The sequence below is a fragment of the Paraburkholderia megapolitana genome (assembly GCF_007556815.1).
In the GTDB taxonomy this organism is placed as follows: domain Bacteria; phylum Pseudomonadota; class Gammaproteobacteria; order Burkholderiales; family Burkholderiaceae; genus Paraburkholderia; species Paraburkholderia megapolitana.
In genome coordinates, this window is sequence record NZ_CP041745.1 from 3,627,754 (window position 1) to 3,648,171 (window position 20,418).

Annotated in this window: 15 protein-coding genes; 6 read left to right on the forward strand and 9 right to left on the reverse strand. The window is 61.6% G+C overall.

The window, feature by feature from the left end:
* Nucleotides 1-37: 37 nt before the first annotated feature.
* The gene (locus FNZ07_RS29510; RefSeq protein WP_091011225.1) at nucleotides 38-694 is read right to left on the reverse strand and encodes a DUF4286 family protein; all 657 of its coding nucleotides are present in this window, start codon (nucleotides 692-694) and stop codon (nucleotides 38-40) included.
* A gap of 104 nt (nucleotides 695-798) precedes the next feature.
* Nucleotides 799-1,824, reverse strand: coding sequence for a LysR family transcriptional regulator (locus FNZ07_RS29515; RefSeq protein WP_091011224.1), 1,026 nt, complete (start codon nucleotides 1,822-1,824; stop codon nucleotides 799-801).
* Between the two features lie 176 nt (nucleotides 1,825-2,000).
* Here FNZ07_RS29515 and mdtD point away from each other — a divergent pair, with 176 nt between their 5' ends.
* Nucleotides 2,001-3,446 (forward strand): multidrug transporter subunit MdtD, encoded by a 1,446-nt coding sequence (gene mdtD / locus FNZ07_RS29520; protein ID WP_091011223.1) that lies wholly within the window; start codon nucleotides 2,001-2,003, stop codon nucleotides 3,444-3,446.
* Between the two features lie 323 nt (nucleotides 3,447-3,769).
* The gene (locus tag FNZ07_RS29525) at nucleotides 3,770-5,044 is read left to right on the forward strand and encodes an EAL domain-containing protein (RefSeq protein WP_091011624.1); all 1,275 of its coding nucleotides are present in this window, start codon (nucleotides 3,770-3,772) and stop codon (nucleotides 5,042-5,044) included.
* On the opposite strand, the gene FNZ07_RS29530 is transcribed toward FNZ07_RS29525, so the two are convergent.
* Entirely contained in the window at nucleotides 5,000-5,956 is a 957-nt protein-coding gene (locus tag FNZ07_RS29530) for a sigma-70 family RNA polymerase sigma factor (protein WP_091011222.1), read from the reverse strand. The genes FNZ07_RS29525 and FNZ07_RS29530 overlap by 45 nt on opposite strands.
* 221 nt (nucleotides 5,957-6,177) lie before the next feature.
* Here FNZ07_RS29530 and clpP point away from each other — a divergent pair, with 221 nt between their 5' ends.
* From clpP to FNZ07_RS29545, 3 genes are all read left to right on the forward strand, one after another.
* A complete protein-coding gene (gene clpP / locus FNZ07_RS29535; RefSeq protein WP_091011221.1) occupies nucleotides 6,178-6,846 on the forward strand; it encodes an ATP-dependent Clp endopeptidase proteolytic subunit ClpP in 669 nt (222 codons plus the stop codon).
* Nucleotides 6,847-7,048: 202 nt separating this feature from the next.
* On the forward strand, nucleotides 7,049-8,386 hold the full coding sequence (locus FNZ07_RS29540) for a chloride channel protein (RefSeq protein ID WP_091011220.1): 1,338 nt from the start codon (nucleotides 7,049-7,051) through the stop codon (nucleotides 8,384-8,386).
* Nucleotides 8,387-8,636: 250 nt separating this feature from the next.
* Nucleotides 8,637-8,978, forward strand: coding sequence for a DUF4148 domain-containing protein (locus FNZ07_RS29545; protein ID WP_091011219.1), 342 nt, complete (start codon nucleotides 8,637-8,639; stop codon nucleotides 8,976-8,978).
* A 104-nt stretch (nucleotides 8,979-9,082) separates the two neighbouring features.
* On the opposite strand, the gene FNZ07_RS29550 is transcribed toward FNZ07_RS29545, so the two are convergent.
* From FNZ07_RS29550 to FNZ07_RS29565, 4 genes are all read right to left on the reverse strand, one after another.
* On the reverse strand, nucleotides 9,083-10,294 hold the full coding sequence (locus FNZ07_RS29550; RefSeq protein WP_091011218.1) for a hypothetical protein: 1,212 nt from the start codon (nucleotides 10,292-10,294) through the stop codon (nucleotides 9,083-9,085).
* A 92-nt stretch (nucleotides 10,295-10,386) separates the two neighbouring features.
* The gene (locus tag FNZ07_RS29555) at nucleotides 10,387-12,516 is read right to left on the reverse strand and encodes an alpha-galactosidase D (protein ID WP_091011217.1); all 2,130 of its coding nucleotides are present in this window, start codon (nucleotides 12,514-12,516) and stop codon (nucleotides 10,387-10,389) included.
* 97 nt (nucleotides 12,517-12,613) lie between these two features.
* Nucleotides 12,614-15,028: a glycoside hydrolase family 95 protein gene (locus tag FNZ07_RS29560; protein WP_091011216.1), complete on the reverse strand. Its 2,415-nt coding sequence runs from the start codon at nucleotides 15,026-15,028 to the stop codon at nucleotides 12,614-12,616.
* A 409-nt stretch (nucleotides 15,029-15,437) separates the two neighbouring features.
* Entirely contained in the window at nucleotides 15,438-16,043 is a 606-nt protein-coding gene (locus FNZ07_RS29565) for a rhomboid family intramembrane serine protease (protein ID WP_091011215.1), read from the reverse strand.
* A 527-nt stretch (nucleotides 16,044-16,570) separates the two neighbouring features.
* Here FNZ07_RS29565 and FNZ07_RS29570 point away from each other — a divergent pair.
* Entirely contained in the window at nucleotides 16,571-17,881 is a 1,311-nt protein-coding gene (locus FNZ07_RS29570; protein ID WP_091011214.1) for a lipase family protein, read from the forward strand.
* Nucleotides 17,882-17,966: 85 nt separating this feature from the next.
* Here FNZ07_RS29570 and FNZ07_RS29575 read toward each other — a convergent pair whose 3' ends face one another.
* Entirely contained in the window at nucleotides 17,967-18,833 is an 867-nt protein-coding gene (locus FNZ07_RS29575) for a LysR substrate-binding domain-containing protein (protein ID WP_091011213.1), read from the reverse strand.
* A gap of 115 nt (nucleotides 18,834-18,948) precedes the next feature.
* A complete protein-coding gene (locus tag FNZ07_RS29580) occupies nucleotides 18,949-20,013 on the reverse strand; it encodes an ABC transporter substrate-binding protein (protein WP_245811467.1) in 1,065 nt (354 codons plus the stop codon).
* Between the last annotated feature and the right edge of the window lie 405 nt (nucleotides 20,014-20,418).

Genomic DNA, 20,418 nt, shown 5'->3' on the forward strand with positions numbered 1-20,418 from the left:
GATGGATGCCGGTCGTCGGGCGTTGAATGGCAGTTCGCTACGCGCCAAGGCGCCACAGGAGGCTGAAGGTACGCACGTCGTCCGGCGATGCACCGGCCTCGCGTGCCAGCGTTTCGGCCACCGCGCGAGTCGCCGCGGCATCGCTGCCTTCGACGAACACAATCGCATCGGCCGCTGCAAGCTGAGGTGTGCCGCCGGACGTCGCGAGCGGAGTGGAGAGTCGTGCATCGGTGCAAAACATCCGGATCGCGTGTATGCCCGCCTGCCGCGCGCTGGCTTCGGCGTGCGCATGCCAGCGCGTTGAATCGGCGGCTTGCGGCGGCAGTACGAACAAGGCGAGCTGGCCGCCCTCGCCTGCGCCGGCTTCGAGCACCAGTTCGCCGACGCGCCGCTGCGTATTCGTCATGCGCGCAAAGTTGCGCAGCGACCAGTCCGTCTGCACGGTAAAAGCCTGCTTGTACGACGCGCTATCGAACACACCGAGCGAGTCGGTCACATACAGCGCGAGATAGCGGCGCGCCTGACCGTCGTTAGCCAGAAAACGGCGTGCATGCCGAAAGCCCGGCAACCCAACGCGCTCCTGCATGTGTTCGCGGTCGTACCAGGCGTTGAAGTCGGCGTCCACCAGCGGATCCGCTTCGGTATCGGTCCAGATGCACAGCTGGCCGAACGGAGAGGGTGGTTTGAGATTCATGGGCAACGCTCCTGCGCACTGAGAGAAATCGGTCAGTGCACAGTGTCGCCAGTACGCGCCACTTCAATCCAACAAGAAAAAAAATCCGCAGCGAACAGGTTTTCTTATGGCTTACGTTTGCGCGGCGCGTTCGCCGCCGGAGCCTTGGCGTTAGCCTTTCCTTGACGCGGCTTTGCTGCTGCGGCGCGTTTGCTTGCAGCACGCGGCGGGCGTGCCGCGGTCGCGGTGCCTACGAGCGCGGGCCCAAGCGCGTGTACGAACACCCTCGCCTGCTCGGCGGCCAGCTCGACGATGCGCGCCGACAGCTCGCCGCCCTGCGCGCGATGGGTTGCGATAAGCGGCAGCGGCGCGAAGCCGCCGTCCACATCCAGCAGCTCCAGCGCGCCTTCGGTCAGTTCGCGCTGGATGATCGCGGGCGGCAGCACGGCCACACCGAAACCGTCCGCGACGAGCCGGATCATCGCGGCAACGGAGCTGATGCAATTGATCCGCGCGGGCCGCTCGACATCGGCGAACACACGTTCCAGCGCGGCATGCGGCCCCGAGTGACGCGAAAAGCTGAGCACCGGAAACTCGGCCACGCGATCGAGATCGATCGTGCTGCCGGACAGGCCAAGCGTCGGACTCGCCACCCAGCGCAGCGGAAATTCGCACAGCGGATGATTGACGAACTCCGGCCCGGAAAGCAGATCGGTTTGCAGGATCAGATCGACGGAGTCGGTGCGCAGCAATTGCTCGAGATGGATCGTCGTGTCGCTCGTCACCTCGATCTCGAGACGTGGATAGCGATCGCGTACCACGGTCATCAGCGCGGGAAACCAGCTATGCACGATCGATTCGATCACGCCGATGCGTATCAACCCGGCATCGCCGCTCGCATCGTCGACTTCGCGGCGCATCTCGTCGCCGAGTCGCACGATGCGCTCGGCGTAAGCGAGCAGCTTGCGGCCAGCGGGCGTGAGCGTCGCCGAGCGCGAGTTGCGGTCGAACAGACGCACGTCGAAGCTGTCTTCGAGCGACGCTATGCGGCTCGATACGGCCGCCTGGGTCGTATGCAGTTTTTCGGCGGTGAGGCGGAAGTTTCGCAGTCGCGCCAGCCAGATGAAGGTCTCGAGGAAACGGATATTCATGGTTTGGGCCAACGGACAAGGGGCGGAAAGCTTGCATGGTAGCGCGCCAGCTCGACCGGCAAAGAAGCAGGACTTGGGCTATCCCGACCTTTTCCCTAGAATGTGGCCTACCCGGTCCACCAGGTTCAACCGCAGCGCTGTGTCGCAGCCGCGCGTCTCAGGCCCCCAACGCCCTCATGTCCACACCATCGACCGCCGCCCCGCCCGCCTCACCATCCCCTCGAATGCTCACCGTGATGCTGTGGCTCGTCGCCACCGGCTTCTTCATGCAGACGCTCGACTCGACGATCGTCAACACCGCGCTGCCCGCAATGGCGACGAGCCTCGGCGAGCTGCCGCTGCGGATGCAATCGGTGGTGATCGCATATTCGCTGACGATGGCGGTCATGATCCCGGTATCGGGCTGGCTCGCGGACCGCTTCGGCACGCGGCGCGTATTTTTCAGCGCGATCCTCGTGTTCACGATCGGCTCGCTGTTGTGTGCGAACGCGCATACGCTGACGCAGCTCGTGCTCTGGCGCATCGTGCAGGGTGTGGGCGGCGCGATGCTGCTGCCGGTCGGCCGGCTCGCGGTGCTGCGCACCTTTCCCGCCGAGCGTTATCTGCCAGCGCTGTCGTTCGTCGCGATTCCGGGCCTGGTCGGGCCGCTGATCGGACCGACGCTCGGCGGCTGGCTCGTCAAGATCGCGTCGTGGCACTGGATCTTCCTGATCAACGTGCCGGTCGGGTTGATTGGTTGCATCGCGACGTTCATCTTCATGCCCGACAGCCGCAATCCGGACACCGCGCCGTTCGACATGAAGGGCTATCTGCTGCTGGTGCTCGGCATGGTGGCGATCTCGTTCGCGCTCGACGGGCGCACCGAACTCGGCATTCAACATGCCGCCGTACTGGTGCTGTTGATTCTCAGCCTCGCTGCCTTCGTCGCCTACGGGCTGCACGCGGTGCGCGCACCGCAGCCGATTTTCTCGCTTGATCTGTTCAGGATCCACACGTTCAGCGTCGGCCTGCTCGGCAACCTGTTCGCGCGGATCGGCAGCGGCGCGATGCCGTACCTGATCCCGCTGCTGCTGCAGGTGAGCCTCGGCTACTCGGCATTCGAAGCGGGCCTGATGATGCTGCCGGTCGCCGCCGCGGGTATGACATCGAAGCGCATCGTCACGCAGCTGATCACGAAGTACGGCTATCGGCGCATCCTCGTCATCAACACGGTGCTGGTCGGGCTCGCCATGGCGAGCTTCTCGCTGACGAGCGCAGACCAGCCGTTATGGCTGCGGCTCGTGCAGCTTGCGTTCTTCGGCGGCGTCAACTCGATCCAGTTCACCGCGATGAACACGCTCACGCTGAAGGATCTCGGCACCGGCGGCGCGAGCAGCGGCAACAGCCTGTTTTCGCTGGTACAGATGCTGTCGATGAGCCTCGGCGTCACGGTGGCAGGCGCACTGCTCGCTACCTTCACCGGCCTGATCCCGCGCGCGACCGCAGTCAATACGCTGCCCGCGTTCCACGCGACGTTCCTGTGCGTCGGCATCATCACGGCCGGCACGTCGTGGATCTTCGCGCAGCTCGCACCGGACATCCGCCGCGCGGCAAAGAAAACCGATCCGTCCGAGCGGACCTGACCCGGCGCTCGACGTTCGACGCGGAGTACGCCCGCAGCGGTTCAATCAATGGTGCGGGTTATGCGCACTGGTTTACCCGCAACGGATGCTCGTGTGCGTTCGCCAAAACCAGCACTTCACGAACACTTCGGGGCACGTCGCGCACCAGCGCTGTGCGGCAAGACGCACGACGCGCAGCAAAAACTCACGAACGTCAGCCGGATCTGCGCAGAAACCACTTTCTCCACGCGCATGTTTCTTGCTCGCCTATCCTGTAAACTTGCGGGCAGCCCCAGCGAATCAAGCGAGCTTGCGCACGGCCCGCCCTTCACAAGACCGACATGATGAGCATCATCGACCTCGATCCTCCCGGTTTCCAGCCGCCGCGCCCCATGGCCGGCGACGAAGGCGCCCGGCGCACCGTCCTGTATGGCGGCTACACCGTCTTCAGCGTGTTCCAGCCTGTGTTTTCGGTGTCGCACCGGCGCGCCATCGGCTACCACGCATCGCTGCGCGCGCACGACGAACAGGCGCTGCAAGTGCCGTCGCACGAAGTGTTCACGCAGGCGGCGCGGCGCGGCGATCTGCTCGAACTCGGACGACTTGCCGAATCGCTGCATCTCGGCAACTTCAATGCGTTCGACAGCCACGACGAGTGGCTCTTCCTGAACCTGCACCCGGCCGCGCTGATGGACACGAGCTACGGCGATGCGCTGCTCGCGAGCCTGAAGGCGCTCGGCTTGCCGCCGCAGCGTGTCGTGCTCGAAGTGTCGGAACAGGCGGGCGGCGAAACGACGCGCTTCGCCGAGATCGTCGACGCGTTGCGTAAATCCGGCTTTCTGATCGCGCTCGATGGCTTTGGTGCGAAGCACTCGAACATCGACCGCGTGTGGCAGTTGCGACCCGACATCGTTACGCTCGATCGCTGCATTCTTGCGCAGGCGAGCGAGCATTCGCATATCGAGCGCGTGCTGCCGGGCCTCGTGTCGCTGTTGCACGAATCGGGGCAGCTCGTACTGATGGGCGGTCTGTCCACCGAACGCGATGCCCTGATCGCGCTCGAGTGCAATGTGGATTTCGTGCAGGGGACGTACTTCGCGGGCCCGAGCGTCGACCCGGTGAAACCGCAGACGGCCGCGGGCGTGATGGATGCGCTATCGGCAGCGCTGCGCGAACGTGTCGCCGCACGCGAACGTGCCCAGGCGAAGCGCCTTGCCCCTTATGTCATCGCGCTGAAACAGGCGAGCACGCAACTGATCGCGGGCAAAACCGTGGCGGATGCAACCACCGCGCTGCTTGCGCTCGACGAAACCGCTCGCTGCTTCCTGCTCGATGCGTCAGGCCGGCAGATCGGCGATAACGTGTTGCCGCCCGGCCGCGCATCGCAGCGCGCGAAGCGGTTTCGTCCGTTGCTGCACTCGGAAGGCGCTAGCTGGGAACGTCGGCCGTATTTCATCGAAGCCGTGCGCACACCTGGCCTCGTCCATGTGACGCCGCCGTATCTGTCGATCAACGAGGCGCACCTGTGCGTCACCGCATCGATCGCCGCGCAGACTGCGCACGGCGTTCAGGTGCTATGCGTCGACATCAACTGGGAAGTCGCCGCACACCGTAACTGATACGGACGGGCGCACGAGAGAACGCGCGCGAATCCGCTTCAGCAGGCGCTGCACGGCGAGCAGACCGAATTGCTCGTTAGCGGCCTGCAGGCTCGTCGCATCGGTGACCACACGCAGCGCGGCGATGGTGTCGGTGCCGTCGTCGTCCGCCGTGATATCCAGCCATGCCACGATCTCGCCGGCGCGCAGCAGCGCGAGACCCGGCGTGTCGTCCATCGACATGGCTTCGGCCGCGCAGCCCTTCATGCTGGCGACGAACGTCGTCGTGGCTACCACGTCGAGCGCGTCGTCGACCACTTCCGGTAGCGCGCCGAACAATCGCAGCAGGCTCGCGCTGTCCTGTTCATCGATCGCTACCCGCAGTTGTTCGACCAGCCGCGTATGCGCGGCCGGATCGGCCGCCGGCAACGGCGCACCCGCCCGCTGCAGACGACTCTTCGCGCGATGCACGATTTGCCTGCAAGTCGATGGCGGCCGGTCGAGAATCTTCGCAATGTCCGCGTATTCGCAATCGAACGCCTCGTGCAGCACGAATGCCGCGCGTTCCTCGGGCTTGAGCCGCTCGAGCAGCAGCAGTACGCCGCGGGACAATTCCGCTGCGCGCAATACAAGCTCTTCCGCCGACGGCGCGAATTCGTCGAGCCACGGTTGCGGGAACGCGCCGCCCGTCTGCAACGCACGCTCGTATTGCAGATGCCGCAACCGGTCGATCGCGAGGCGTGTAGTAATCGTGGTGAGCCAGGCAGCGGGTGTGCGCACTTCGTCGGCACTGGCTGACCGCCACTTCAGCCAGGCGTCCTGCACGATGTCCTCGGCTTCCGCGCGGCTGCCGAGCATCCGGTACGCGAGTGCGAGCAGCCGTGCGCGTGCGGCATCGAACGCCGCTGCGGGATCGTTTGTCTGTTCCGTCATGTGTGACTCATGTGTGACATTCGCAACGCTCCAAAGACGAACGTGAAAACTGCGCGCGCTCACGCGCTTTTCCGGTTGACGTTTGAACCATGGTCGGCGTGACACTCCAGCGAAAAAATTTATCTGTCACGCGGTGTCTCGCCCTTGCGTCATGCGATTAGGACCTCGCGCCACCTTACTTTCTTTCTGGCGCAGGGCCACTCTTTCACTGCGAGGAACGCATGCCCTTCCATCCCCCGCCCCCCGGTTTCTCGGGGCTCGGCCTTGTGCCGACCGTCATCGAACAGTCCGGCCGCGGCGAGCGCGCCTATGACATCTATTCGCGCCTGCTACGCGAGCGCATCGTGTTTCTGGTCGGTCCGGTGAACGATCAATCGGCGAGCCTGATCGTCGCGCAGTTGCTGTTCCTCGAATCCGAAAACCCCGACAAGGACATCTCTTTCTACATCAACTCGCCTGGCGGTTCAGTCTACGACGGTATGGCGATCTACGACACGATGCAGTTTATCAAGCCCGAAGTGGCCACGCTGTGTACCGGCTTCGCCGCGAGCATGGGCTCGTTTCTTCTCGCGGCCGGCCAGCGCGGCAAGCGCTACGCGCTGCCGAACGCGCGGATCCTGATCCATCAACCGTCGGGTGGCAGCCAGGGAACGGCCGCCGATATCGACATCCAGGCGCGCGAAGTGCTCTATCAGCGCCAACGGCTGAACTCGATACTCGCCGAACGCACCGGGCAAAGCATCGAAACGATCGCGAAAGACACGGATCGCGATAACTTCATGTCGGCCGCGGCGGCGAAGGAATATGGATTGATCGACGATGTGTTGAGTTCGCGGCATGCGCTGCCGGACTCAGCGGCTACGGCGATGTTGACTGGGCCGGCAACTTAAGACGACGCCGTGAAGCACCCCGCAGTTGCCATCAGAAGACGTGTGGCCCCCGGTATATTCAAAACACGCATCAATTGATTCAAATAAACAATTTGAATCATGTTGCGCTGCGGAATAGTATTCAGGGCAAAGAATCCGGCCAGATGGGAGTTACGATTCCGTCAGCCGCGACTCAATGTCCACCTATACCGGGAGCCACAACATGTCAGCCGAGATCGATCGTCGCACGGGACCCGCGGAGGCACCTCGTTCGCTCGTGAGATTTGCCGTGGTCACCGTTCTGACGGGCGTGGGCGCTGGCATCGGCGGCATGGCGCTCGCGCTCCTGCTGCATGCAATCCAGCACGTCGCCTACGGCTACAGCGTGGCGCACATGATCAGTACGGAAAGCTTCCTCGAAGGCGTGACCGATACGGTGCCGCTGCGGCGGTTGCTCGTGTTGACGGTGTGCGGGTTGATTGCGGGTTTCGGATGGTGGGCGTTGTATCGTTTCGGCCGCCCGCTCGTCAGCATCCGGCAGGCCGTGAAAAGCGATAACCCGCGCATGCCGGGTGTCAGCACGACCATCCACGCACTGCTGCAGATCATCACCGTGGCAATGGGGTCGCCGCTCGGCCGCGAAGTTGCACCGCGCGAAATCGGCTCGGTGTGGGCAGCCTGGCTGGCGCAACGCGCCGGGCTTTCGGTAAGAGACCGGCAGATCATGGTGGCCTGCGGTGCCGGAGCCGGTCTCGCGGCGGTTTATAACGTGCCGCTCGGTGGCGCGGTGTTTGTGCTCGAAGTCCTGCTCTGCACGTTCGACTGGGCCGTTGTCGTGCCGGCTCTCGCGACCTCCGCGATTGCAGCAGTCGTCGCGTGGATCGGTCTGGGCAACGAGCACCAGTACCAGGTGCCGCAGTTCACGCTGACCGCACAACTGATGGTGTCGTCGGTGGTATGCGGACCGCTGTTCGGACTCGCAGCGTATGGCTTTACGCGTCTGACGAGCCGGGCACGCGCACTCGCACCGAAAGACTGGCGGCTGCCGGTTCTGACGATACTCAACTTCGCTGTGATCGGCTTGCTTGCGATGTCGTGGCCGCAACTGCTCGGTAACGGCAAAGGACCGGCGGGGCTCAGCTTCGACAGCCACCTCACAGTCGGGCTAGCGGCGATACTGCTCGTGCTGAAGGTCGTCATCACCAGCAGCAGTCTGCGCAGCGGCGCCGAAGGTGGCCTGCTTACGCCTGGAATTGCAATCGGCGCACTGTTCGCGCTGGTGATTGCAGGTTTGCTGAATCAGATCTGGCCTGGCATGCAACCGGGCGCGTTCGCTATCGTTGGCGCTGCCGCGTTCCTTGCCGCGTCGATGCAGATGCCGATTACCGCCGTCGTTCTGATTCTCGAGTTCACGCGCGTCAATCACGATCTGCTGATTCCGATCCTGCTTGCAGTAGGTGGATCGGTCAGCACGCTCAAGCTGGCGGCGCGCTGGTTTCCGTTGCCGTTCGTCCCGGCGAAAAGGCCGGTTGGTGCGGTCAGCATCGAACGCACGGCGTAACGATCGGCTTCATCTTTCCATGCAGCGCTCGTAGGGCGCTCATCGCGCTGATTGCGACGTACAACACCTGACGTTCGCTCTTATTCCCCGTTGTCGTCGATATTTTCTGTGCACTCGTGCGGTCGCGCGATGCCAGCCTGCTCACGCGCGGCATCGTTAAAGTTTTTTCTAATCGCGGGAATATCGGCGTGTGTGGTGAGGTTTACGGCTATGAACACAGCAGTCGTCCCTCACCACTCAGGAGTTCCAAATGAACAAGCTCTCTCTTATCGCCGTGTCCTTCGTTGCCATCGCTTCGAGCGGCGTATTCACGAACGCTTTCGCACAGGAAAAGACCCGTGCCGAAGTCCGCCAGGAATTGATTCAGGCCGAAAACGACGGGCTGCGTTTCGTCACCGATGCGTCGTATCCCGACGTAAGTCCGATCTACGCGCATCAGGTCGCGCAGATGAAGGCGCAGGATACGAGCGGTGTCGGCGCGGCGGCGTCGGGTGCCAGCAGTAGCGGTACGCGCGCGCCGATGAGCAGCGCAAATCACAGTGCGTCGTGTGTTGGACCGGTGAGCTTCTGCTCGCTGTATTTCGGCAGCTGATGCGCCTTTCAGGCACTCACTATGTTCAACAAAAAACGAAAGCTCCCACCTCGGGGAGCTTTCGCTGTCGCTACCTCATAGACTCGTTGAAGCGTGATCTGCGCTCAATTCGGTAACCGTCGCGGAAGCGCTGCAATGCGCGGCCCGCACGATCTCGCGACGCCGAGACATGCCGCGATCGCCTGTTCGCCGAACCACTTCTGCGTATCGAGGTTGTAGTGCACGCTGCCATCCCCACCGCCCAGCGAGCCCCCCTGGAAAATACCGAAGCCCGGTCCCTGGCCGTTCCAGTCGGGTGACTGCGACGCATCGACGAAACTGAAGACGCGTGCATCCGCATCGACAAAACCGCCGAACACCTTTTGCATCGACGCGAGCGCCGCGGGGTTATAAGGCGCGGCCCCATTGGTGACGTTGTCGTACGCAGTCGATAGCGGCTTCACGATCATCACTGGAAACGCCGAACCTACCGACGCAAAAAAGCTGCTGAACAGATGAGCGTAGTTTTGCGGTGCGCGACCGATCGTCGTCGCATTCCCGGCGGAGTTCAGCGGCGCAGCTTCCGCTTCCCACTGATTCCACTCGAGACCGAGAACGCGCGGCTTCTTGCCGGTCGCGAGAATCTGCTTCAGCCCGAGGTACATCATGCGGCGCGCAAACGGAGCAAGCGCCCAGGTCGGGGTTTTGGTCGCATCGAGCATCGGTTGCCAGAGATTGACGCCATGCACGGTCCAGTCGCAGCAGCCGCTGAATGCATCGTCCGCGACGTCCACACCCTGGCTGCCCCAGCCGATATGAATGATGTACAGATCGGGCAGCGGCTCGCCCGCGTTGATCGCCGACTGCCACGCATAGGCCGCGAAATTCGCGGCGTTTCCGCTGCCGCCGTAGTAGCCGAGGTTCATGTCGGACGACGTGCTGTCGGTCCAGTTCACCCAGGACACGTGATCGATGGTGGAGATCGGTTGTGTAAATGAAGGTCCCGACCCGTCGGCATTACCGGTGATATTCCCCCACCCGTCGTTACGAATACCCCAAACGTTGGGCGCGGACATTGCACCACTGCCGGCCCCCGGAGCCGCGGCACCGGTCAACACAAAACTGGCGGGTAGACCGTTCAGACCCGCGCTATTGCTCTGCCCCATCACGAACAGAACCGCGACTTCGTCATGCCGGAAACGCGAGCCTTTTTGCCACGCTGCCGCTGTCGTTGCGGTGGTATCGGGCTGAGCAACCGTGTCGGCGGCGACGGATACCTGGACCGCGCTCGCAGCCAGTACCAGCGGCAGCGCAATCCGCATCAAGAGATTCTTCATGCCTGTCTCCATGGATCGTTATAGATCGCTATCTATGCGATGCCGCCGATCCAACCCGGCAACCCGGCGGCATCGATTCGTCACACACCGTCTTACTGTTTGGCTGCCTGGCCCAGGCCATCCAGATCGGGACCGTAGTTGCCGGGTATCGTGGAGAACTTGATCGTGTTGCTCGTGCCGGCTTTCAGCGGCACCACGACCTGAACGCTCGACAGGATCGGGAAGTCCCAGGTGCCTTCACCCGGAAACTGCACGGCAACCGGCGGCCCGTTGTTCACGCTCACATTCAACGCGCGAGGCGCACCGCCACCGTCATCCGCGCTGATGTACACGACGGGAACCGCGTACTGTCCATCGGCGGCAGCAACGACGTTGTTGAACTGCAGGCTCGAATCCGAGTTGGTGAGATTGCCGATCTTCTCGTTACCGCTGCAGATGTTGCACTCCGCCACCGACGCGTCCTGGACGGTATTGGCCGGGTCTGCTGCCGCATAGATGACCGGCGGCAATGCAGGTTGCGGACCGGCGATCAACGTCACCTTGCCGACAGTCGGTGCGTGACGGCCCGGGTTGGGGAGCACGAACGTCAACTTGTTGCTGCCCGGCTGGAACGGCATGTACAGCGTGATTCTGCCTTGCGCGTTTCCGCTGGTAACGGGAAGCGTAATCGTCGTGAGGACGCTTTCGTTGAGGATCAACGGCACCTTCAGCGCGGATTTCCCTGTGTTCTGGTAGTCGACGTCGATGTACCCGCCGTTGGTCGCGTTCAGCGTATAGCGTGCTACGCCGGCTTCGTGCTTCTCGGGTGTGGCCGGCTCGACTTTCGATGCATCGTCTGTACCGGCGATCGTCAGCATGACGGAGCCGCCCGCGGGTACATTGGCGACCGTGTAGCTGGACGCGTGCGAACCGAGATCCTGGTGTGCCCAGATGTCGCGGACACTGGCTGAAGCGGCGGGGTTCAGTCCGAGGTCTGCCCAGTTCACCGTGATCGCTGCCGCGGTCCCCGTCGTGTTGAGCAGGACCACCGCACGACGACCCTGGCCGGACAGCAGCTTGGCCCACACACCCAGACCGTCGCGCGGCTCTGCGACACGAATTGCCTGCATACCGCGTACGTCCTGATCGACGGCCAGCACTTCGGGGTTGGTCAGTGTCGCCATCGTTGCTGCGCTAACCGGCGTCGTCAGGTCGAGACCCAGGATAAGCGGCGCACCCGAAATCGCCCACAAGCTCATGTGCGTTTGATCCTGCGCAGCCGTCAGACCGAACCCGGCAAGCATCATGTCCGCATCGTTATAGACGCCAGTGTGCTGCGCTTCCGGAAACAGATTGCCGTAGAAATTCTGGTTCACGATTCGGGAGAAATCGGGCGTGCTTTGATGGCCCGGCGTGCCCGTGTCGTACGTGATGTCCTCAGTGCTTCTCCACAGATCCGACACCTGGCCCCAGTCATACGAACGTCCCGTCTTGTCGACGTGGAAACTGTTCGGATTGATGCTGTAGACAATCGGTCGATTCTTTGCGGCCCCCGCGCTGTTCAGTGCATCGCGCATCATCTGGAAACCCGCGACCTGATCGTCGACCGTGCCGTCCGGCGAGCACCAGTCGTACTTCACGTAGTCAACGTCCCATGAGGCGAACGTGTTGGCATCCTGAACTTCGTGCCCAAGGCTGCCCATCGGGGTGGTGTGTCCTGGGTACAGGTTATTGCGCTGGGCACAGGTTTCGGCCGCGGGTACTTCGTAGATGCCGAACTTCAGGCCGCGAGCGTGCACGTAGGCAGCCAGCGCCTTGATGCCGCTCGGGAACTTGACGGGGTCGGCGACCAGGTTGCCCTGCGCGTCGCGCGATGGCGCGAACCAGCAATCGTCGACGTTGATATAGCTGTAGCCCGCTTTCTTCAGCGCGCCATCTTTCTTCAAACCATCGGAGATCACGTCCGCGGCTGTCTTCACCAGATCTTCGGTGACGGTGCAGCCATACGCATTCCACGATGCCCAGCCCATCGGCGGCAATGCGATCGTGCTTTGCGCCGGTGCGCCTCCTCGTTGCGAGAGCGCATCTGCGGCCGATGCAGCCGATGTGGCCGTGTTAGCCACGGCCTTCAGGGCGCTTGCCGCCTCGGTGGAATTCTGGTCGCCGCCGCAGGCGACCAGGCCGAAGACCATCAAGACGCTCACGAAAAGCAGATACACCTGCGTGCGACTCAGGGTTTTCATGATTTTCCTTGGTTGAATGAAACCGGGGGCTTCCCGGTAAGCACCGATACGATGTTTTGCTACGGGCCTTGCGGCCCGTTAGTGACTCACTAGTGGTTCACGAAAGCGGCCGCAGGTTGCCGTCGAATGTTGCCGTGCCGTTTTCTCGCACCGTTACGGCTCGCACCACGCTGCCGTATTGCAAGGTGGTTCGTGTGCCACCCACGCTGGTGAGCTTGACCGACGACAGCGCGCCGCGGCTCCACTTCAGATCCAGCGAGAAGCCACCTTTCGCGCGCAACCCGGTGACATGCCCCGTGCCCCATTGCGACGGCAGCGCGGGCAGCACCGTGATGCGATCCATCCTGCTTTGCAGCAGCATTTCCAGAATCGCTGCCGGCCCGCCGAAGTTCGCATCGATCTGGAACGCCGACGAGTTGCTCGACAGCGCGTACGCATCGAACATGTTGGCAAACGTACCGTCGATACCGTCGTTGCCCTCCGAATAACGCAGCAACTTCGGGATCATCGAATAGCTGGTTGCGCCGTCGTGGAAATGCGCCCAGCACGCGATGCGCCACGCAAGCGCCCAACCGAACGAATCGAAACCGCGCGCGGTGAGCAGTGCCTTCACACCGGCGACGAGTTTCGGGTCGCTATCGAGCGTGATCCGCTCGCCTTCGAACCAGCCGATCAGCGGCGAGAGATGTCGATGCCCCACCTCGCCGACGATGCTGTCGTCCATCCACTCCTGTAGCTGCCCGGTCGTCGGGCTTACCTTCGGCAGATAGAGTTGCGATTTCAGACCCGCGATGGTTTGCGCGAAGCTGGCATCCTTGCCGAGCAGTCCGCTAGCTGTTCCGTAGTTGGTGAACAGATCCCAGACGAGTTCCTGCGCAAACGTGATGCCGAGCTGCTGGTGCGGCCCCTGCTCCGGCGACCAGTCCTTGTCGTCGACGAGCAGGCCCGATACCGGGTCCCTGATCAGACGTGCCTGCCAGAATTCGCAGGCCGATTTCATGACGGGATAGATTCTCGCGAGATACGCCTTGTCGAGCGTGTACTGGTAGTGATTCCACAGCGTGCGGCAATACCAGGCGCTCGCAGGCGGACTCCAGTCCCAGCCAACCGAACCGTAAATGCCCGTCGAAATCGCCACGGTCCAGCCCGCCACCTTGCCGTCCGAATTGCTGTAATTCACGTTCGCGGCATCGTTGAAATGATTCAGGGTGTTTTGCTGCCACGACGGCAACTGTCCGGTGACGTAATCGACGAACGGTTGCTGGCACTCCGGCAAACCGGCGCGATCGGCCAGCCAGTAATTCATCTCGATGTTGATATCGGTGTGGTAGTCGGCCATCCACGGCGGGTTGTTCGTGGTGCTCCACAAGCCTTGCAGATTCGCAGGCAGCGAGCCGCGCGACGACGAGATCGTGAGGTAGCGTCCGAACTGCACATACATCGCTTCGAGTTCGGGATCGGCCACGGTGGGGTTAGCCTGACGCGCCACCAGCCGCTCCGGAATCGTCAGCGCTCTTTGCGCATCGGTCGATCTGCCGAGATTGAGGTCCATGCGTCCGAACAGCGCGCGGTAGTCCCGCACGTGACGCTCGAGCAGGTCGCGGTAACGCCTGCCCGCTGCGCTTTTCACATCGGCGATCACGGTGTCGCGCGGACTGACACCGTTCAGGTAATTGTCGACGTAACGCCCGTTGTAGTCGGTGCGGGCCGCCACGATGATCGTGAGCGCCGGGCAACCCTGGAGTGTGATCTGCGCAGTGGCCGCATTGAGCGTCGCAGTACCCGCATCCGGCACGACGGCCATGTAGGTTGAGTACAGTTCACCGCTGCCACTCACCGCACCGGAGAACGACAGCGCCTGGTTCGATTCGCCGACGGTCTGCGTGCCCTGTCCGTCGACAAGGGAAATCGTGCCGTTATACGTGCCGCCATGAGACGCGAGACGAATCACGATCACGTTGTCGGGAAAGCTGCTGAAGATCTCGCGGCTATAGCTCCTGCCGCCGACGCTGTACTGCGTACGCACGATCGAATTGCTGATGTCGAGCGAACGCTGGTAGTTCGTCGCGCCGGCGTGACCGGGCAGATCGATGTAGAGCTTGCCGAGCGTCAGGTAGCTGCCCATTCCCGTCGTCGTGTAGGCAAGATCGACGACGTTCTTGCTGCCCGACCACAACGTGATTTCGTTCAGGTAGAGCGCTTCGCGGTCGCTGGCGCCGCCCGACATCGCACCCAGACGTCCGTTGCCGACGGGCAAGCCCTGAAACTGGATGCTCGATTCGACCGCGGGCGTGTCGTAGTTGAACAGCAGCGCCTGATCGGGGGATACAAGCGATGAATCTGACGATATTGAAAGGGAAGCTGAATCGGTGGGGAATGCGGAGGGATCACCGGTTGTACCGGATGGAGAGCTGGTGGCGGCGCCGGCATGTCCTGCAACCGGAAGGATGGCAGCCGCGCCCCCTAACTTCAGCAGCTTGCGCCGCTTTTGATTGACCAAAATTTTCATCATGTCTCCTGGTAAGATTTATGCTGAATCCACCTATGAATATTTCGTTCAAATATGCACGGGTAAGGTTTGGTCAGACATTAGGTTTTTCCCCTGGAACGGCATTGCAAATAGTGGGATTATTTGAGGCCAACTCGTGCGATATTCAGGTCGTTTTTTAGATTTAAATTAGTTAAACGAATCTTTTATCGCGAGGCCACGTCTCGATATTTTCGGTCGACCGATGTCGGAGTTGAGGATCGCTTTAGATTTCCAGCTTATCCAATACATATGGATTACTGATTTATTATTCCCGTCAGCCAGGTTGACGGTGCTTTTATCTTCAATGCGTGGATTGGCCTGTTCGCAGAGAGCGAAACTGCCCTGTGTCCGATCCCTTTCGCATCAGAAAAGCGACCCTGCGAGTGTGCAGTCAGCCGGAGCGCCGCACGCGTGCGGCGATGCGCGCCGCAAGAATACCGCCTAGCGCTCCACCAAGATGGCTCTGCCAGGAAATGCCCGGCGTGAGCGGCAACACGCCGGACAGCACGCTAACGCCATAAACGCCCGCGACAAACAGCGCGACCACAATAGAAAAGACGCTGTGCGTATACCACCCGCGTGCGACGAGGTAACCGGCGTAGCCGAACACGAGCCCGCTCGCGCCGATATGCACCGTGTCCGGTGCGCCGAGCAGCCACGCAGTCGCGCCGGCGCCGAGCATACCGGCGAGTGTCGCTTGCCAGAACTCCGCGATGCGCGGCCACATGCAAAGCCAGCCGAGCACGACGAGGGCGCCCGTGTTCGCCATCAGGTGCGCGAGGTTGGCATGCAACCACGGTGCGAACAGAATACCGACGAGACCGCGAAATGTGCGAGGCACGACACCATACTGTGCCAGGTTCAGAAACGGCAAAGCCGCCGAGACCGCCCAGACCATCCACATGGAGCCGACAAAGCAGACGAGGAGTACCGCACGCGGTTTAAGCGAGGCAATGGAGACCGTTGTGTTCGAACGGGGTGCTGTGACTCTCGTCATGGCTCGGTGGTCCTGAATCTTCTGTGTTTCATTACGGGGTTTTGTAGAAACTCCTGCGCCAGATAATACTCAAAAAATCTCCTTCCGGCGGCCACAAATGATGCACTCGAAACGGCTGAAACCCTTCCACTATGACGTCGCCAACACCGCAATGCGATAACCCTCGGCATCTCAAAATTAGCTTGTTATCCGATTAGGCTTTTAGCTCCAAACGGCGGTAAAAACTCGTGCTGTGTGCTTAAATGAGTAAGCCAGTGGCAGTTGCGAAATATTAAATATGCTTGATAAATAGGATTCCAAAACTACGAGGAGACGAGCGATGGCGCCCCCCGATTTCTGACGCAACACCTGTCGTACCCCACAGCACGACTGAGTCAATCCCGAGTACACCCAATCCAGCAGGTTATCTCCGGCTACCCGGATCGGCCTGCTTATGTCGGCGACGCCCGTACCCAAGCTATCGCGATAACGGATGCGTGGGGGCGGACCATGAAAAGATCGCCGGCTCCATCCAGGAGAGTCATCGTATGGGCCTGAAACTTCGCTTACTCGCAGCCGTTGCGGCAGCGGTGACAACGACGCTGGCGGTTGCGGCTCCGGTTACCGTAGCCGCAACCGATCCGTTCTATACCTACACCGGCAGCACACCGCTATCCTCGATCCCGCTGGGTACCGTGCTCAAGACGCGGACCGTGCCCTATCACGTCGCGGGAATTGCGACGCCGGTCACCGCGCAACAACTGCTGTACCGCACGAACAACGCGCAGAACCAGCCCGTCGTCAATGTGACGTCGGTTATCCAGAGCCCGGCCAGCAACGGCCAGGCAATCTCCTACCAGTCGGCCTACGACTCGTTGAATCCCTACGATGAACCGTCGAAGGTCATCGCTGGAGATCAGGACATCAGCAAGATCATCAATCTGGGGAGCTTCATCTACAGTGCGGAATCCATTCCGCTCGCCCTGCTGCTGCAGCTCGGCTACAACCTGATCGTGCCCGACACCGAAGGTCAGACCGCTGATTTCGCAGCCGGCCCGGAATACGGCATGACGACCCTCGATTCGATTCGCGCCGCGATCAACACACCTTCCACCGGCCTGAGCCCTGCTACGAAGGTTGCGATCATCGGCTACTCGGGTGGAGCGATCGGTACCGACTGGGCCGCGCAGCTTGCGCCAACCTACGCGCCTGATATCAACAAGCTGCTCGTCGGTGCCGCGGAAGGCGGAATACTGGTCGATCCCGCCCACAACCTCCACTACGTGAACGGCAGCATTGTCTGGGGTGGCGTTGCGCCGGCGGCGCTCGTCGGTCTGGGACGCGCGTACAACATCGACTTCACGCCCTATCTCAACGATCAGGGGCTGGCGGTGTTCAACGATATCCAGAACCAGTCGCTGGCCTACATCCTGCCGAAGTACCTCGGGCTACAGTGGGCGACGTTGCTGAAGCCGCAGTACGCCAACGACATCAACAGCATTCCGGCCTACGTGAAGTACGCCAACGTCGTGAACGCCGGGCTCGCTGGATCGCCGACGATTCCGATGTACATGAGTCAAGGTTATCTGGGCATTCTCAACGGTTCGAATCCTTTGCAGTTCGGCGACGGCGTCATGCTTGCCACGGATGTGCGCGCGCTCGCGCAAAAGTTCTGTGCGAGCGGCACACCTGTCGTGTACACCGAATATCCGCTCGAACACGCGGCTACGGCTGCCGTGTGGGCAGTGGGGATGTTGCCGTGGCTGTACGATCGTTTCGCGGGGAAAACGGCGCCGAGCAACTGCTGGATCACGAGCCTGCTGCCGAGCAGTTCGTTAGCGCCTGAGACGGTTCACTAGGCTTGGCTGACGTCTTCACACAAGACGTCCGTGCTTGTTACGTGAGGCCATCGACCGGATGTCGATGGCCTCACGACGCATACCGCTACGCTTCAGTCAGACAATCGATCAACGTCCGGTGCTCCGCATAGTCCGGCATGGTCGCGGGCCAGGTGATCCAGTAGGTGCCATCCATCGCGAGCGCGTTCGACGTCAGGCGCTTGAGGCGACCTGCCGCAAGCGCCGATTGACACAGCGGCAGTGAGCCGAGCAGTACGCCTGCGCCGGCTTCGGCAGCATGCAGCGCCAGCACGAACGTATCGAATCGCAGCGACGGTACGGCAGGCAACTGCGTTCCGTTGACTGCACACCAGTCGCGCCAGCCCACCCGAGGCCCGGAAGTCGCGATAAGCGGCAGGTGTTCCCAGCCGCGTTTTTTCTTTCCAGTCAGCGCCGGAGCAGCAAGCGGTGCAAGTTCTTCCCTGAAGAGCCGCTTCGCGCGACGTTCGGGCCACACGCCGTCACCGAAACGAATCTCGAAGTCCGCCTCCGCAAGGCCATAGTCGGGAAGCCGCTGTACGGTTTCAAACGTCAGCTGGACATTGGGCAGTGCGGCAGTAATCGCCGGCAGTCGCGGCGCGATCCAGAGCGTAATCACCGACGCGGAAGCCGCGATGGTAATTTTCTGTCGCGGCGACTCGAACAGATTGACGGTGCTGCCCAGCAACTGACCGAACGCCGCCTGGATGTGCGGCAGCCACGCCTCGCCTTGCATCGACAGCACAACTCCGCGAGCCCGCCGGTCGAACAACGGCGCGCCGAGTCGCGCCTCGAGATTCTTGATGCGCTGACTGACGGCCGCCTGTGTCAAACCCAGTTCGTTGGCCGCTGCCGTAAAGCTTCCGAGGCGTCCGGCCGCCTCGAACACGCGAACCCATTCGAGAGGCGGAAGACCCGTAGTCGGCTTGTTCATGAGTGGCTCGCAACCGTGAAGTCGTATTAGCCCGGTACGTTACATGAAAAGGTCGTTCGCACCGAGCAGCGCGGTCAAGGATAGATCCGGCTTTTCGCCACCCCAGTTGTGCGACTCATTTGATGTTCGCGCCGACGACCTGATCCCAGCGCTTCGTGATGATCGCGTTGAACGCATCCTGCTGGTCAAGGGTCGGGAATACCGCTTTTTCATATGCGGCCGCGGGCGGCAATTTCGCCATCATATCGGCGGGAATCTTGTGGGTCGCCGTCAGGTCCTTGAAGCGAATCGGATGGCAATAGCCGCTCAACCAGGTCAACTGGCCCTTGTCGGAATAGAGGTATTCCATCCAGAGCTTCGCAGCATTCGGATGCGGCGCATAGGCGCTGATCGCCTGCGCGTACATGCCGGCAACCACGCCGGTCTTCGGCACGACGACCTGCACTTTCGGATTACCCTTCAGCGAGTCCCGATCGGCAAGCGCGTTGTAGTCCCAGCGAATCAGGATCGGCGTCGTGCCTTGCGCGAGCGTCGATTCCTTGCCGATCACCGGGACGAAGTTGCCGGATTTGTTCAACTCCGCGAAGTATTGCAGGCCCGCGTCGCCCGCCTTTGCGACGTCGCCGTGCGCGCGCGACAGGCCTGCTGCGAATACGCCCAGAATCGCCTGATTGGACACGCGCGCATCGCCTGCCAGCGACACTGAACTCGAGTAATCGGATTTCTGCAGATCGGCCCAGTCAGTGGGAATCTTGCTGACGAGATCGGCGTTCACCTCGAACGAGAGCACGCCATAGTAGTCGCCGTACCAGTAGCCATCGGCATCCTTTGCCTCTGTGGGAATGGTGTTCCACGTCGCCACCTTGTACGGAGCGAGCAGACCCTCCGCTTTCGCTTTGGGTGCGAAGGACAGGCCAACATCGATGGCGTCCGGCGCTTGCGGCCCGCTGTTGCCTTTGTTCGCGCGAATCGCTTCGACTTCGTCGCCCGACCCTGCGTCGGGATTCAATACGCTGACCTTGAGTCCGTACTTCGCCTTGAAGTCGTCGACCAGTTGGCCGTAGTTGCACCAATCACGCGGCAGTCCCATCAAGGTCAGTTGGCCTTCTGCCTTTGCGGCAGCGATCAGCTGCGCCGACGGTTCGGCCCACGCCGCGTTCATGCCGAGCAGATTCGCCATACCAAGCGCCGGGAGACCGGCGGCAGCGAATTTCAAATAATTCATCCAATAATTTTTCATGATTTTTCTCCGGAATACCGATTCAGGTTGAATTGCAGGGATACTGGATATGGACAGATTCAATGGATGAGCACCAGCCTGTCAGTCATCTGGCTATTCGATCCAAAAATATCTGACGAGAGCGGCAATCCAATGCCCTGCGCCTCACGCGGAACGGCTGCTATCGAAGCACAGGGGTGCGGCATACGATCGCTACAAAGCCTCTACAGCACGTTGGGTTCGCATCGATAGAACACGAAGAATTCGTGCTCCAATGGGCGTCAATAAACATTCCGATATTTACATGGAATATCAAATATATTATTCACGCTTCATGTCAGCGCAATGACATCGAATGGATTTTTA